Below are 12,558 nucleotides of genomic sequence, written 5' to 3'. Positions count from 1 at the left end.
AGGCCGGCCGCTGGTCAGGGCACCGGGACCTCGACGTGGCCGGGCGCGCCCCGCCGCACCGACGCGCGCCCGGCCGTGACCTGCGCGGCCCACGCCTCGAACGCCTCCAGCTCGGGCACGGGCACCGCCACATCAGCCTCGACGCCCGCCCCGTAGCGGACGTCGGCGGGCTGGTGCCCCCGGGAGTGCAGGTCGCCCAGGAACCGCCCCGACAGCGCGTGCTCCACCCCGACGGTCACCGTCACCACCGGGCGCAGCTCCACCACCCCGACGGCGTCGATCGTGTCGGCGACGGCCTGGGTGTAGGCGCGGACCAGGCCGCCCGCGCCGAGCTTCACCCCGCCGAAGTAGCGGGTGACGACCGCGACCGTGCCGGTCAGCCCGCGCCGGGTCAGCACCTCCAGCATCGGGACGCCCGCCGTCCCGGCCGGCTCGCCGTCGTCGCTGCTCTTGGTGATCTCGCCGTGCTCGCCCACGACGTAGGCGGTGCAGTTGTGGGTGGCGTCGCGGTGAGCCCGCCGGTGCGCGGCCACGAACGCCGCCGCCTCCGCCTCGTCGGCCGCGCGGGCGAGCGTGCAGACGAACCGGGACCTGCGGATCTCCAGCTCCCGCGATCCGCCCTGCCTGATCATGCGCATGGTCGTCCCCGATTCTACGTTTGGCCGGCCGGGCCCGCGAGCAGCACCCCGGGCATGGACGACGCACTGGACGCCCTCTACCGCAGGTGGCTGTTCGAGGTGTGGGGCGGCGACCACGCCGCCGCCGCCGAGATCCTCACCCCCGGCTTCACCGGCCACTGGCCGAACCTGGAGGTGCACGGCCCCGCCGAGGCCGCCGAGCAGGTCCGCCGCTCGCACGCCTACTTCACCGACGTGCGCGTCACCCTGGACGTCGGCCCGGTCGTCGGCGGCGGGATGGTCGCCGCCGGATGGAGCTTCCACGGCTCCTACCGCGGCGGCATCCCCGGCGCCACCGCCGAGCCCGGCACACCCGTCTCCTTCAGCGGCCAGGACATCTTCCGCGCCGAGGACGGCCGGTTCGCCGAGTACTGGGTCGTGTCGGACGCGCTCGGCCTCATGACCGCCCTCGGAGCCGTGGCCCTCCCCGGCTGACGGTCAGACCAGGTCGACCAGGTCGGCGATGGACGCCACGACGCGGTGCGGCCGGAACGGGAACCGGGCGATCTCGTCCTTGCCGGTCACCCCGGTCAGCACCAGGATCGTCTCCAGCCCGGCCTCGACGCCCGCGACGATGTCGGTGTCCATCCGGTCGCCGATCATGGCGGTGCTCTCGCTGTGCCCGCCGACGACGTTCAGCGCCGTCCGCATCATCAGCGGGTTCGGCTTGCCGACGAAGTAGGGCTCCACGCCCGTCGCGCGAGTGATCATCGCGGCGACCGCGCCGCACGCCGGCAGCGACCCCTCCGGGGACGGGCCGATCGGGTCGGGGTTGGTCGCCACGAACCGGGCGCCGTTCTCGATCAGCCGGATCGCACGGGTGATCTGCGAGAAGCTGTAGGTGCGGGTCTCCCCCAGCACCACGTAGTCGGGGTCGATGTCGGTCAGGACGAAGTCCGCCTCGTGCAGCGCGGTCGTCAGCCCCGCCTCCCCGATCACGTACGCCGACCCCTCGGGCCGCTGGTCGGCCAGGAACCGGGCGGTGGCCAGCGCCGACGTCCAGATCGACTCGGCCGGGACGACGAGCCCCGCCGCGGCCAGGCGGGCCGACAGGTCCCGGCGGGTGTAGATCGAGTTGTTGGTCAGGACGAGGAACGGTTTCCCGGAGGCGGCCAGGCGCCGGATGAACTCCTCCGCGCCGGGGACGGGACGGCCCTCGTGGACCAGCACCCCGTCCATGTCCGACAGCCAGTACTCGATCGGCTTGCGCTCGGTCATGCCCCCATTGTCGCAGGCAGGGATCATCCGAAGGACCATCCGGGCGAATCGGCCCGCGGCGGCGGGGGCGTTGACCCGCCCGTGATGTGGATCATAGATTTCGAGCACGGCGCACCGAACCGTGTTCGGCGGAGGGGCCCGCGCGGCGGCGCGCCGTGACCCCGCGGGAGGCGCGACGTGCAGGACCGTGACGTGAAGGACCGGGACACGCAGGGCACCGGACAGGACGGCGGGCTGCCCGCCATCGCCGAGGTCCGGGCGGCGATGACCGCGCCCGGGCGGCTGTTCGAGATGGCCGAGACCGAGGTACGCGGCGTGCGGACCCGCATCTGGAAGAACGCCCCGGCCACCCTGCGCGACATCCTGGAGATCTCCCGCGCCCACGGCGACAAGGACTACCTGGTCTACGGCGACGACCGGCTCACCTTCGCCGCCAACTACGCGCGGGCGGCGGCGTTCGCGCGGCGGCTCATCGACCGGTACGGGATAGCCAAGGGCGACCGGGTCGCGATCGCCATGCGCAACTACCCCGAATGGTCAGTGGCGTTCTTCGGCGCCGCCGCGGCGGGCGCGGTGGTGGTGCCGCTGAACGCCTGGTGGAGCGCCGGAGAGCTGGAGTACGGCCTGGCCGACAGCGGCGCGAAGGTCCTCATCGCCGACGCCGAGCGCGCCGAGCGCCTGGCCGGGGTGGTGACGAAGCTCGGCATCCCCTCCCTGGTCGCCCGCCCGGACGGGCCGCTGCCCGCCGGGGCCGAGGCGTTCGAGGACGCCGTCGGCGACGCCGGCGACCCGGCCGCGGCCTCGCTGCCGGAGGTGGCGCTCGATCCCGAGGACGAGGCCACGATCTTCTACACCTCGGGCACCACCGGACGGCCCAAGGGCGCGCTCGGCACGCACCGCAACATCGCCACCAACCCCGTCAGCCTCGCCTACGGGATCATGTCGGCCGGGGTCCGCGCCGGCCGGACCGTCGAGGAGCTGACCGCGCCGCAGCCGCGGGTGACGCTGCTGAGCGTCCCGTTCTTCCACGCCACCGGCTGCCACTCGGTGCTGGTCACCAGCGCCCTGCAGGGCGGCACCGTGGTGCTGATGTACAAGTGGGACGTCCGCAAGGCGCTGGAGCTGATCGAGCGGGAGAAGGTCACCGGGTTCGGCGGCGTGCCCACCATGGCCTGGCAGGTGCTCACCTCCCCCCACTTCGGCGAGTACGACACCTCCAGCCTCACCGGCGTCAGCTACGGCGGCGCGCCCGCCGCGCCCGCCCTCGTCGACAAGATCAAGGAGCGGTTGCCCGAGCGCATGCCCGGCAACGGGTACGGCCTGACCGAGACGTCTTCGGTCACCACCTACAACGGCGGGGTGAACTACCTGGAGCGGCCCGAGAGCGTCGGCCCTCCCGTCGCCGTCTGCGACGTCAAGGTCGTCGACCCCGCCGGGGAGGAGCTGCCGCCCGGCGAGGTCGGCGAGCTGCTCATCAAGGGCCCCAACGTCATCAAGGGCTACTGGAACAAGCCCGAGGCGACCGCGCGGGCGTTCGTGGACGGCTGGTTCCACAGCGGCGACCTGGCCCGCTTGGACGAGGACGGGTTCGTCTACATCGTCGACCGCGCCAAGGACATGCTCATCCGCGGCGGGGAGAACATCTACTGCGCCGAGGTCGAGGCCGCCCTGTACGAGCATCCCGCGATCGCCGACTGCGCGGTCATCGGCGTCCCCCACCAGGTCCTCGGCGAGGAGGTCGGCGCGGTGGTCGTGCTGCGCCCCGGCGCCGCGGCGGGCGAGGAGGAGATCCAGGAGTTCCTGCGCGGCCGGATCGCGGCGTTCAAGGTGCCGGTGCACTTCTGGTTCCGCGACGAGGGCCTGCCCCGCAACCCCGGCGGGAAGATCCTCAAGACGCGGCTGCGGGAGGAACTGCTCGGCTGATCCTCGGCACCGCCACCGGACGGCGCGTATCGTGATCTTGTGAGCGACCACGATCCGCGCACCGGCATCAGGCAGATCGACGCGCCGGGCCTGGCCCCCGGCCCCGGCTACAGCCACGCCGTGTCCGTCGACGTCCCCGGCCGGCTGGTCGTGCTCAGCGGCCAGATCGCCCTGGACGCCGCCGGGAACCTCGTCGGCCCCGGCGACCTGGAGGCCCAGACCCGGCAGGTGTTCGCCAACCTGGAGGCCGCGCTGGCCGCGGCCGACGCCCGCTGGGAGCACGTCGTGCGGCTCGGGTACTTCCTGCGGGACGCCGGCGGCGTCGGCGTCGTGCGTGCGGTGCGCGCCGAGTTCATCCCCGAGGGCGTGTCCCCGGCCGCGTCGCTGGTGGAGGTGTCCCGCCTGGTCCGCGACGACCTGCTCGTGGAGATCGAGGCCATGGCCGTGGTCCCCGCCACCTAGCCCGTCCCACCGCAAGATGCGTCGCGGCGGTCGACATGCCCGGACTGGAACACGCGCCCCGCCGAAGAAGCGTGACCACGCCTAAGAACGCGACGGGGCGCCCCGGGCACCCGGGACGCCCCCGTCACCTGCGGCGGACGCTCAGACGTTCACCCCGAAGTCGGACGCGATGCCCGACAGGCCCGAGGCGTAGCCCTGCCCCACCGCGCGGAACTTCCACTCGGTGCCGTTGCGGTACAGCTCGCCGAACACCATCGCGGTCTCGGTCGAGGCGTCCTCCGACAGGTCGTAGCGCGCGATCTCGCCGTTGTCGGCCTGGTTCACCACGCGGATGAACGCGTTGCGGACCTGGCCGAAGTTCTGCTGGCGGGTGTCGGCGTCGTAGATCGACACCGGGAAGACGATCTTGGAGACCTCGGCGGGGACCGAGGTGAGGTTCACCTTGATCTGCTCGTCGTCGCCCTCGCCCTCGCCGGTGAGGTTGTCGCCGGTGTGCTCGACCGAGCCGTCCGGGCTCTTGAGGTTGTTGAAGAACACGAAGTGCTGGTCCGACAGGACCTTGTTCTCCGCCGAGCACAGCAGGGCGCTGGCATCGAGGTCGAAATCGCTTCCGGTCGTGGTCCGAACGTCCCAGCCCAGACCAACCACGACGGCGGTCAGTCCGGGGGCCTCCTTGGTCAGCGAGACGTTGCCGCCCTTGCTCAGACTGACTCCCACTGTCTACCTCCGTATCGGCCAGCGGGTGAAGGGCACCCGCGTGCAGTCTGTCTTACCAGAACGGTAGCCACTTCCCGCTGGTTCCCCTTGATCCTTGGCGAATTCGCGGCGTGGCGGGCCGGTCCGCGTGCCGCGGCCGGGCGCTCAGGCGAGGAAGGCGGCGGGCGCGGTGACCGGGGCGGGAAGGTCGAGCGCGGCGGCCAGATCCTGGGCGCCGGGGGCCAGTTCGTCGCAGGTGCGGCGCCGTGCCGCCCACAGCTCGTCGAGGAGGCCGGGCGGCACGACCCCCTCGTTGAGCAGGTCGGCGGCGCGGCGCTCCAGCCGGTCGAGGGCGTGCAGCCGCAGGACGGGCCCGAGGGCGCGCGGACCGCTGTCCAGGGCGGAGGCCAGGATCTCCAGGACGACCCGGTCGGCGCAGGCGGTGGCGGTCCGCGCGGCCAGGACGAGGTTGCCGTTCCACGCGGTGAAGGCGTCCTCGCCGTCGTGCAGGGCGTCGTTCACCCGGGCGGCGAGCCGGTCGCGCATCCTGCGCTCGGTGTCGCGGGCGAGGAACAGCCAGACGCGCGGTGACTCCAGATCGCCGTCGTCGGGCGGCCCTGCCTCGGCTTCGGGCGGGACGTAGCGGTCCAGGTCGGCCATCGCGCGGGCGGTGTCGTAGAGGATCAGCTCGTTGTCGCCGCCGGCGTTCTGGTAGGCGTGCGTCAGCCCCCGGTAGGCGTTGAGACGCTCGACCGCGGCGAACCCGGGCGCGCCGCTGTGCACGCGGCAGGCCGACACCGTCTCCTGCGCCTGGACGGTCGCGGCGGCCTTCAGCAGCGCCAGGTCGCGGTCGACCGCCGACCAGGGCGCCCACGCGGTCGCCGGGCCCCCCGTGGCGTCCGCCGCGGCGGCGGGCCGGGGGGCGGTGACGTGGGCGGCGACCGCGGTGAGGGCGTAGGCCGACGCCAGCGCGCCCAGCACCGCCTCCTGCTGGTTGCGGTAGTCGGTCAGCGGACGGCGCGGCGCCAGCCGCCCGAGCGTGGTGCGGCCCGCCGAATGCGCCAGCAGCGTCCCCGCCGAGGCCCGGGTGATCGCGGCGGAGGCGGACACGACCGCCCGCCACACCGGCGGCGCGATCCCCATCGACCGGGTCAGCCGCGCCGCCGCGGTCCCGGCGGGGTCGTGGAACGTCCCGTCGGCGTCGATGCGGGCGCCGTCACGCAGCCACGCCTCGTAGGGGACGCGCAGGCCGTCCAGCAGGACGGCGGCGTAATCGACCTGCAGCCCGGTCGTCTCCGGCGCCGCGACGATCCGGACGCCGGGCGGGACCGAGCCGTCCGGTCCCCGCAGCGGCACCGCGAACACGAATACGCCGCGCTCCTCGCCGCCGTGGACGAGGGTGGCGTAGACGGCGGCGGTCTTGGGGACGTCCGGATGGGCGGTGTTGGTGGGGAACTTGGCCGCCTGTCGGTCCGGGGTGCTCAGCACGAACCCTCCGGTGCTCGGGTCGTGGCGGGCGACGGTCCGCGGCGACAGGTGGCTGTTGCTGCGCCCTACCTCGGTCATCAGCAGGGTGCCGAACGACGCCATCGACTCCAGGGAGTCGCGCACCGCCCGCGTCCCGTCCTGGTCCCCGCCGAACCGCAGGACCGGGCCGAGCGCGAGGGTGTAGTGCAGCAGCATCACGTGGAACAGCGGCGGATCGGCGATCGCGGCGCGCTCCAGCAGCGCGCAGAGCGCCGGCGGGTCGGCCAGCAGTTCGCCCGCCGGCGGCGCGGCGAGCCCGGCCCGGCGCAGCCGCTCGTAGGTGAGCGCCTGCCGGTCCCGGGCGGTGAGCCCGTCGGGGACGGTGAAGAACTCCTCCGGGACGGCCTCCTCCACCCTGGCCCGGTCCTTGGCGTCCAGGGACGTGCCGCGCACGAACCCGAGCAGATCGGCGGCGGTGCTCATGATCCGTCCTCCTGGTCGCGGGCGGGGACTACGCCGGAAGCGGCCTTGCCGGTGAGTCCGTGGCGGGGGCGGTCACGCAGCGGCGCCAGGGTCCGCACCCCCGGGACGGTCAGCCGCGCGCACTGGCACAGCGCGTTGCCCGTGCCGGCCTCGGTGAACACGGTCGCGCCCGCCGCGTGCACGGCGCGCAGCGCCTCTGGCAGTCGGACGGGCCGGACGATGCAGTCGGCCATGGCGCGGTGCAGGTCGTCGCCGTCGTGGTAGGCGCGGCCCCGGACCGGTGAGTGCACCGGCAGCTCCAGGGGCCGCTGCGGGCAGTCGCGGATCAACGCGTACCACTCGTCGTCGGCGCCGGTCATCGCGGGATGGTGCGACATGTAGGGGACGGCCAGGCGCACGGCGTTGACGCCCCGGCCGCGTGCGGTGTCCAGGACGGTGTCCAAGGGCCCGTCGGGGCCGGACACGACCGTGACCTCCGGGGCGTTCAGGCAGGCGACGACCACCTCCGGGGCGCCGGCGGCCTCGATGCACGCCCGGGTGGCGTCCTCGCCGGCCTCCAGCAGGCCCATCCCGCCGCCCCGGCCTCGCCGGGCCAGCACGCCGACCGCCGCGACCGCCATGCGGGCGCCGTCGGCGATCGCGAACGCGCCCGCGCACACCAGCGCGGCGATCTCCCCGAAGCTCTGCCCGACCGCGAACCGGGGGTGGACGCCGTGCGCGCGCAGCGCCCGGTCCACGGCGACGGACGCGGCGTAGGAGGACAGCTGGGCGACGCCGGGCGTGCGGGCCGCGGCCCGGTACCCGCCCGGATCCACCAGCAGGATCGACCGCAACGACGGCCATCCGCTGCGCGGCAGGCCCTCCTGGACGGCGTCCAGGACGTCGGTGACGGCGCGGGCGGTGGCGGGTCCGGTGGCGGCGAGGCCCGCCAGGTCGGGGACGCCGGCAGAGCCGGTGCCTGGGAAAAGGAAGGCGCAGACGTCGTCGGGTTTGAGCTCCTCGACCGGGCTGAATCGGGGGGACGGCACGCGGGGTCTCCTTACCTGGAAGGAAGGCTCACGTCTCTATTCGACTCAATGCTGCGTTACAGACAGATATGGAACAAAAACCCTGAAATGGGATTATTCACTCATGGAATGGGGCTGACAACCGTCAGTGCTGTGAGCAGGGGGGAGTGCGCGCATGACAATGCCGGACGCGCCCGGACGGACCCGGACCGGACCGGGCGGACACGAGGCGGACGCCGGCCGGGGATGGGCGATCCGCGGGACCGGCGCCCACCTGCCCCGCGAGTGCGTGGCCAGCGCCGAACTCTCCCGCGCGCTGGGCCTGGAGCCGTCCTGGATCGAGCGCCGCACCGGGATCGCGCGCCGCCACGTCGCCGCGCCCGGCGAGGCCGCCTCCGACCTGGCCGCCGCCGCAGCGGACCGGGCGCTGCGCGCCGCCGGGCTGGACGCCGCCGGCATCGGGCTGCTCGTGGTCGGCACCTCCACCCCCGACGTCATCGCCCCCTCCACCGCCTGCCGCGTGCAGACCGCGCTCGGCGCCCGCAACGCCGCCGCGTTCGACATCTCCGCCGCCTGCAGCGGGTTCGTCTTCGGGCTGCAGACCGCGATCGGCTGGCTGGCCACCCAGCGCGGCTCCGCCCCGTACGCGCTGGTCGTCGGCGTCGAGGTGTACTCGCGGTTCCTCAACCGCGCCGACCGCGCCACCGCCGCGTTGTTCGGCGACGGCGCCGCCGCCGCGGTCGTCGGGCCCGCCCCGGCGCCGTACGGGATCGGGCCCATCACCCTCGGATCCGACGGCTCCGGCGCCGAGGACGTGCTGATCCCCGCGGGCGGCAGCCGGCTGCCCGCCAGCCCCGAGACCCTCGCCGCGCTCGGCCACACCATCCACATGGACGGCCGCGCCGTCCGCGACTTCATCACCGCGATCTTCCCGCGGCTGGTGGCCGAGGCGACCGACGACGCCGGGATCAAGCCCGCCGACCTGGCCCTGGTGGTGCCCCACCAGCCCAACCCGCGGCTGGTCGCCTCGCTCGCACCGGACGCCGGCCTGGAACCGCGGCAGCTGGCGATCGTCGGGCAGGACGTCGGCAACATCGGGGCCGCCAGCATCCCCTTCGCCCTGGACCGGGCCGTCCGCACGTCCCGGATCGGGCCCGGCGACCTGGTGCTGCTCGCCGGGTTCGGCGCCGGCCTGACCTGGGGGCACACCGTCATCACCTGGCCGCCCGCCTGACCTTCCCTCCGTACATGCCTTGAAGGTTATATGCGATAAGGGTTATGTTCGGAGGCGGCGGCACGCACTGCGCGTGGCCCGCCGCACGTCCGGGCAGAACGCGACCGAGGAGGCAGGCGAGATGAGCACCGGCGAGCAGTACCCCGACGGCACGGCGACCCAGCGGGACGGGCGGGCCCTGCTGCGTTTCGAGCGCCGCCTGCGCCACCCGCCCGAACGGGTCTGGCGCGCCCTCACCGACCCCGGCGAGCTGTCGGCCTGGCTCGCCGAGGCCGTCCTGGAACCCGCCGTGGGCGGCAAGTTCGAGCTGAGGTGGCTCAACGCCGGCGACGCCGCCGACGAGCCCGTCGCCCGCGGGACCGTCACCGCCTTCGACCCGCCCCGCCTGCTGGAGCTGGACTCCGACATCCACGGCCGGCTCCGCTGGGAACTGACCCCCTCCCCCGAAGGGACGCACCTGGTGTTCACCAGCGACGTCCAGCTCCCCGGCGAGTACCTCGTCCAGACGCTCGCCGGATGGCACCTGCATCTGGACTACCTCGCCGAGGCCCTGGACGGCGCGCGCGTCGACTGGGACGGCTGGACCACCGACCGCTGGCAGGTCCACCACGACCGCTACGCCGAGCGGCTCGGCTCCCTGGACGCCGTCCGCGCCCTGTACCGGCGGATCCTGGACGGCTGGAACGCCCGGGACGGCGCCGCGTTCGCCGCGCCGTTCCGCGACGACGGCGAGACGATCGGTTTCGACGGCACCCTGCACTCCGGCCGCGAGCGCATCGCCGCAGAGCTCGACGCGATCTTCGCCGACCACCAGACCGCACGCTACATCGGCCGGGTGCGCGACGTCCGGCTGATCGCCCCGGGCGCCGCCGTCCTGCGCGCCGTCGCCGGCATGGTCCCGCCCGGCTCCTCCGGTATCGACCCCGAGGCCAACAGCGTGCAGACGCTCACCGCGTCCCAGCTCATGGGCGAATGGCGCGTCGCGCTGTCCAGAACACCCCGGCCGCCTACCACGGCCGTCCCGAGGCCGCCGAGGCCCTCAGCGCCGAGCTGCGCTCCCTCCTGCCCGGCGACGGCTGAGACCGCGCAAACGGCGGACGGCCCGGGGTCAGGTGGCCGCCGGGCCGTCCGCCGTGCGCGCCGCGCGGGCACGCCGTCAGCGCTTCAGCGAGCGCAGCACCTCACGGGACTCGGCGCGGCGGTCCCAGACGACGGCAGCGAACACGACCGCGAACCCGACGGGCATCAGCGCCCACGCCGGCTCCAGCACCAGCAGCTGGGTCAGCGCGGCACCGGCCATCAGGCCGATCAGCCCGGCCGCGGCGAGCCCGGCCAGCCGCGGGACCACCAGGCCGATCGCGCCGGCGGCCTCGACCGCGCCGGTCACGTACCGGAACCACTGGCCCCAGCCGATCTCCTCGAAGGTCCGGACGGCCTCGGCCTGCCCGGCGAACTTCGGCAGCGCCGACGCGAACAGCAGGAACGCGGCGAGGAAGATCTGCGCGCCCCACAGCACCCTGCGGAGCGTGCGGCGCCCGCCGGCGCCGGTCTGGGTGGTGGCGAGGGTCTGGGTGCTCATGATCGGGGTCCTTCCGTGCGGTGTCCCATCGGCCTTTCACTGACGCGTCGCACGGCCGGCCGCCGGATCGACATCCCGCCGGATTTTTCTTCGGAAGTTTTTCGCCGCCGTATCACCCCAGGTGAGACGCGGCGGCCTCGGCCGCGACGGCGGCCGTGGCGCGGACGAACGCCGCCAGCGCCCGGGACCGGGACGTCTCGGGCCACGCCAGCACCAGCGTGGTCGGCTCGGCGTCCCGCACCGGCACCGCGGTCAGGTCGTCGCGCAGCAGCCCCCGCATCGACGCCGGCAGGATCGCCACCGCCCGGCCGAGCGCGATCAGCTGCATCAGCTGCCCGCCGTCGCTGATCACGGGACCGTCGCCCGGCCTCGCCCCGTAGGGCGCGTGCGGCTGGACCTCGCCGTCCAGGTCGGCCATCGCCACCTCGGCGCGGCCCGCCAGCCGGTGGTTCTTCGGGAGGACGGCGACCTGCCGCTCCCTCAGCAGCTCCTCGGTGGCCAGGCCGGTGACGTCCTGCCGCGGCGTGTACAGCAGCGCGGCGTCGGCGCGGCCCTCCCGCAGCACCCGATCCGCCCCGAACCCGAGCAGCATCTCCACCGGCACCGCGTCCGGCTCGCGCTCGTAGGCGGCCAGGATCGCCGGGAGCAGCCCGCCGCCGTCCCCGCCGGGTTTCAGCGCCAGGACCAGCCGGGGCCCGCCGTCACCGGCGCGGCGGGTGCGGCGGACGGCGGCCGCGACCGCCTCCAGCGCGGCGGACCCCTCGGCCAGCAGCGTCTCCCCGGCCGGGGTCAGCACGACGCGGCGGCTCGTGCGCTCCAGCAGCGTCACCCCCAGCCGCCGCTCCAGCCGGCTGATCGCCCGCGACAGCGGCGGCTGCGCGATGCCCAGCCGCTCGGCCGCCCGCCCGAAGTGCAGCTCCCGCGCCACCGCCAGGAAGTAGGTCAGCTCGCGCGTCTCCACCACGTCCATACCCCCAGGGTATTGATCGCGCGCCGATCGGTGTTGGAGCCCGCGGCCCCGCCGGTGGTGGGGTGAACGGCATGAACGACACCACGACCGCCCTGGTGACCGGGGCGAACAAGGGCATCGGGTACGCCATCGCCGCGGGGCTCGCCGCGCGGGGCATGACCGTCCTGATCGGCGCCCGCGACCCGGGGCTGGGCGAGAAGGCCGCCGTGTCGCTGCGCGACGCCGGGCACGACGCCCGCGCCGTCACCCTGGACGTCACCGACCCCGCCACGGTGCAGGCGGCGGCCCGGCAGGTCACCGACACCGACGGGCGCCTGGACGTCCTGGTCAACAACGCCGGCGTCTCCGGCGGCGCCGACCACCTGCCCGACGAGGCCGACCTCGACGTCGTGCACCGCGTGTTCGACACCAACCTGTACGGCGTGATCAGGGTGACCAACGCGATGCTGCCGCTGCTGCGCCGGTCACCCGCGGGACGCATCGTCAACGTCTCCAGCGGTACCTCCTCGATGACCGCGATGACCGACCCGGACCACTACTTCTGGAACACCGCCGCCTCGGTGGCCTACCCGGCGTCCAAGGCGGCGCTGAACATGCTCACCATCCAGTGCGCCAAGCGGCTGCGCGACACCGGCATCCTGGTCAACGCCGCCGCGCCCGGAGCCTGCGCGACCGACTTCACGGTGGAGTTCGCCCGCCTGACGGGCCGGATCGTCGACCGGACGGCCGAGCAGGGCGCTGCGATCGCGATCCGGCTCGCCACCCTCGGCGACGACGGCCCGACCGGCGGGTTCTTCCACGACGACGGCCCCGTCCCCTGGTGAACCGCCCAGGTGAGCGAG

At 74.2% G+C, this 12,558-nt stretch carries 13 protein-coding genes and 1 pseudogene; 6 read left to right on the top strand and 8 right to left on the bottom strand.

Annotated elements, in window-relative coordinates; genetic code table 11:
* Positions 1 to 14: 14 nt before the first annotated feature.
* Complete coding sequence (locus ABGB11_RS10995; RefSeq protein WP_347631520.1) at positions 15 to 638, bottom strand: YigZ family protein; 624 nt, start codon at positions 636 to 638, stop codon at positions 15 to 17.
* A gap of 54 nt (positions 639 to 692) precedes the next feature.
* Here ABGB11_RS10995 and ABGB11_RS10990 point away from each other — a divergent pair, with 54 nt between their 5' ends.
* Positions 693 to 1,112, top strand: coding sequence for an ester cyclase (locus ABGB11_RS10990; RefSeq protein ID WP_347631518.1), 420 nt, complete (start codon positions 693 to 695; stop codon positions 1,110 to 1,112).
* Between the two features lie 3 nt (positions 1,113 to 1,115).
* On the opposite strand, the gene ABGB11_RS10985 is transcribed toward ABGB11_RS10990, so the two are convergent.
* A complete protein-coding gene (locus tag ABGB11_RS10985) occupies positions 1,116 to 1,895 on the bottom strand; it encodes an HAD-IIA family hydrolase (protein WP_347631516.1) in 780 nt (259 codons plus the stop codon).
* A 177-nt stretch (positions 1,896 to 2,072) separates the two neighbouring features.
* Here ABGB11_RS10985 and ABGB11_RS10980 point away from each other — a divergent pair, with 177 nt between their 5' ends.
* Positions 2,073 to 3,818, top strand: a complete 1,746-nt coding sequence (locus ABGB11_RS10980; RefSeq protein WP_347631514.1) for a class I adenylate-forming enzyme family protein — start codon at positions 2,073 to 2,075, stop codon at positions 3,816 to 3,818.
* Positions 3,819 to 3,857: 39 nt separating this feature from the next.
* A complete protein-coding gene (locus ABGB11_RS10975; RefSeq protein ID WP_347631512.1) occupies positions 3,858 to 4,280 on the top strand; it encodes a RidA family protein in 423 nt (140 codons plus the stop codon).
* Positions 4,281 to 4,421: 141 nt separating this feature from the next.
* Here ABGB11_RS10975 and ABGB11_RS10970 read toward each other — a convergent pair whose 3' ends face one another.
* From ABGB11_RS10970 to ABGB11_RS10960, 3 genes are all read right to left on the bottom strand, one after another.
* The gene (locus tag ABGB11_RS10970) at positions 4,422 to 4,997 is read right to left on the bottom strand and encodes a TerD family protein (protein WP_347631510.1); all 576 of its coding nucleotides are present in this window, start codon (positions 4,995 to 4,997) and stop codon (positions 4,422 to 4,424) included.
* Positions 4,998 to 5,141: 144 nt separating this feature from the next.
* The gene (locus ABGB11_RS10965; RefSeq protein ID WP_347631508.1) at positions 5,142 to 6,926 is read right to left on the bottom strand and encodes an acyl-CoA dehydrogenase; all 1,785 of its coding nucleotides are present in this window, start codon (positions 6,924 to 6,926) and stop codon (positions 5,142 to 5,144) included.
* Positions 6,923 to 7,954 (bottom strand): acyltransferase domain-containing protein, encoded by a 1,032-nt coding sequence (locus tag ABGB11_RS10960; protein WP_347631506.1) that lies wholly within the window; start codon positions 7,952 to 7,954, stop codon positions 6,923 to 6,925. The genes ABGB11_RS10965 and ABGB11_RS10960 overlap by 4 nt, the downstream gene beginning before the upstream one ends.
* Positions 7,955 to 8,108: 154 nt before the next feature.
* Here ABGB11_RS10960 and ABGB11_RS10955 point away from each other — a divergent pair, with 154 nt between their 5' ends.
* A complete protein-coding gene (locus ABGB11_RS10955; protein ID WP_347631504.1) occupies positions 8,109 to 9,167 on the top strand; it encodes a ketoacyl-ACP synthase III in 1,059 nt (352 codons plus the stop codon).
* 121 nt (positions 9,168 to 9,288) lie between these two features.
* Positions 9,289 to 9,660 (top strand): annotated as a pseudogene (locus tag ABGB11_RS10950) (SRPBCC domain-containing protein); the annotation flags it as partial.
* Between the two features lie 329 nt (positions 9,661 to 9,989).
* Here ABGB11_RS10950 and ABGB11_RS10945 read toward each other — a convergent pair.
* The 3 genes from ABGB11_RS10945 to ABGB11_RS10935 form a co-directional block, all read right to left on the bottom strand.
* Positions 9,990 to 10,133 (bottom strand): hypothetical protein, encoded by a 144-nt coding sequence (locus tag ABGB11_RS10945; protein WP_347631502.1) that lies wholly within the window; start codon positions 10,131 to 10,133, stop codon positions 9,990 to 9,992.
* Between the two features lie 190 nt (positions 10,134 to 10,323).
* Positions 10,324 to 10,746, bottom strand: a complete 423-nt coding sequence (locus tag ABGB11_RS10940) for a DoxX family protein (protein WP_347631500.1) — start codon at positions 10,744 to 10,746, stop codon at positions 10,324 to 10,326.
* Between the two features lie 112 nt (positions 10,747 to 10,858).
* Complete coding sequence (locus ABGB11_RS10935) at positions 10,859 to 11,716, bottom strand: LysR family transcriptional regulator (RefSeq protein WP_347631498.1); 858 nt, start codon at positions 11,714 to 11,716, stop codon at positions 10,859 to 10,861.
* Positions 11,717 to 11,787: 71 nt separating this feature from the next.
* Between ABGB11_RS10935 and ABGB11_RS10930 the strand changes: the two genes are divergently transcribed.
* Positions 11,788 to 12,540, top strand: a complete 753-nt coding sequence (locus ABGB11_RS10930) for an SDR family oxidoreductase (RefSeq protein WP_347631496.1) — start codon at positions 11,788 to 11,790, stop codon at positions 12,538 to 12,540.
* The last annotated feature ends 18 nt before the right edge of the window (positions 12,541 to 12,558 follow it).

Source organism: Actinomadura sp. B10D3, from assembly GCF_039871695.1.
GTDB classification, from domain to species: Bacteria; Actinomycetota; Actinomycetes; order Streptosporangiales; family Streptosporangiaceae; genus Spirillospora; species Spirillospora madurae.
Note: the sequence above shows the minus strand (reverse complement) of the source record. Positions and strands in the feature narration are given on the sequence as shown.